Origin of the sequence: Dyella jejuensis (assembly GCF_044904675.1) — a bacterium.
In the GTDB taxonomy this organism is placed as follows: Bacteria; Pseudomonadota; Gammaproteobacteria; order Xanthomonadales; family Rhodanobacteraceae; genus Dyella_B; species Dyella_B jejuensis.
The window spans coordinates 1-2045 of record NZ_JADIKJ010000042.1; the positions used below are offsets into that span (position 1 = coordinate 1).

The 2045-nt window shown below is 56.3% G+C and carries 2 protein-coding genes; both read left to right on the forward strand.

The window, feature by feature from the left end; all coding sequences use genetic code 11:
• The coding region (locus ISP15_RS18115; protein WP_404549374.1) for a hypothetical protein at positions 1 to 1138 on the forward strand (1138 nt) is incomplete at its 5' end.
• The gene (locus tag ISP15_RS18120; protein WP_309444386.1) at positions 1135 to 1836 is read left to right on the forward strand and encodes a hypothetical protein; all 702 of its coding nucleotides are present in this window, start codon (positions 1135 to 1137) and stop codon (positions 1834 to 1836) included. The genes ISP15_RS18115 and ISP15_RS18120, both read left to right, overlap by 4 nt.
• Positions 1837 to 2045: the final 209 nt, after the last annotated feature.

Consider the following 2045-nt stretch of genomic DNA (forward strand, 5'->3'; position numbering starts at 1 on the left):
GGATGTATCGAGCACATCGAGCCAGACATACAACACGGCCGACGGCCAGCCAGGCGTGTACGACTCGCAAACCGGTCAAATTTATTCGTATGACGCCGCGATGCAGATGAACGCGGAAGGGACGAACGTTTCGGACGGCCTCGATCCCTCGCAAGCGCCCACCCTGGCCCCCATCCTGGTAACGCCAACGGCGGATGAGGTCAATCAGGCAAACGCGAACCTGGGTGGCTTGATCGACAATGCATATGCGACGGGCCAGCAATACATCCAGAGCGCGCAGAACGGTATCGCTGATGGCTTGCAATCCTTGGGAAACCAGCTTGACGCCGTGCCAGGGAACGTTGTCAAGGAACTTCAATCGTTGCCGGGCCAGCTTGAACAGGCGGGTAGCGCCATCATGGATTTCGTGACTAATCCGTCCGAACCACTGCAGGCCTATCAGGCGGCGGCCTCGCTTCCCCAGGCGCTTGGCAACGACGTGCAGGCGGCGTCGCAACATGCGCTGAATTCGGCGAGTGCGTATTGGCAGAACACCTCCGGGCAGCAGATGGTCTATGATTTTGGCTACAACCTGACGAGCAGCCTGCCGGCTATTGCGATGGGTGCGTTGACGGGAGGGGAGTCGGAGATTGCGGATGGTGCGGTGGCGTTTGCGGAATCGGCCGAGGGAGGGGCAGGGATTGCTGATAGTTTGGAGGTGGTTCCAAGCGCGGGAGCTAGTGGCGTAAACGGGGCGGGAGGCTTGGATCAGCTAACGAACTCGCTGCAGGCGACTACAAACCAGGCTGTCGCGGATTTGACTGCGAACCCTGGTCTTGCCCAAGGATTGATGAGTCCCGGAAGTTACGACCAGCTCGTGAACGGAACAAATCTTGCACCAGCCAGCTTTGGAAAGGCGGTCGAGCGCTTAACGGCGCAATACGTTCAAGCTGATCCAATACTTGCAAATCAGTTTGAATATTTGTCTCAGCCTTTTGTCTCCACGCCTGATTTTGCTGGAACGATTGGTGGAAATACCTATACATTCGATATAACTACCGATGCATCGGTAGCAAGCCACCTGACGCGCCCCTATGGGGCGACGACGACCTACATCACTTACCCTGGCTTGCCGCAGGGATTGGTTTTCCCGAAATGATTGAATACAAAAATCAAACCTTCCGCAAATTATACGATCGCGGTGATGCGCTCCGTCTGGAGGGCATGCGTTTTGAAAGCTGCATGTTTGAGAACTGCGCAATTTCGTTGACGAAAGATATTCATCTTCGATCAACGGTGAAGAGCGTTAGCATTAAAAACTGCGCGGCCAATGGTTGCGGGATCGGGCCGGCGATCTTCGAAGAAGTTGAAATCGACGGCTTGGCGACGAACGATCTCCTCATCATTTGGGACGCTACGTTTCATCATGTAAAACTTGCCGGTGATATCGGAAAAATTAAGATCAACCCTTGGGCGCATTTCGTGGACCGTACCGAGGCAACGCAAGGGCCGTTCACGCAGTCGCGAGAAGCGTTCTATCAGTCGATCGATTGGGCGCTCGATATCAGGGAGGCAAGGTTCAAAGGGTTTGACGCGGCAGGAATTCCGGCGCGTTTGTTCCGCCGCGACCCGGAGTCGCAAGCTGTGGTGACGCGAGAGCTTGTGAATGCCGAGAATGGTGGGAGGCTTGCGCAAGCCGATGGCAACCCTTGGCTGCCCTGGATACGGGGGGCGTTGTCTGGGGGCTCCAGCGACGGCGTTCTAGTCACGCCGCTCGGTGCGCCGAAAAAGACGCGTGATGAGTTCCTTGATGGCTTGCGGAAGCTGCGGGATTTGGGCCTTGCCGAGCCGGATTAGGTCGGCATTGGAAGGGGATTGGTGGCTGAGAGTCCGTTTTTATGTTGATGAAAAGCGCCCGCCTTGCGCCAATGCCGCTCAGTTAAGCAAAGGCCCTGCGGGGCCTTTGCTGTTTTGTAGAGTATGAGTCTGTTGATAGAGCGGCACGCGATGCCGAAGGCAGACCGATGCTACTGGAAGCCTACCTGCAAGATACCCATGAGCTGGCC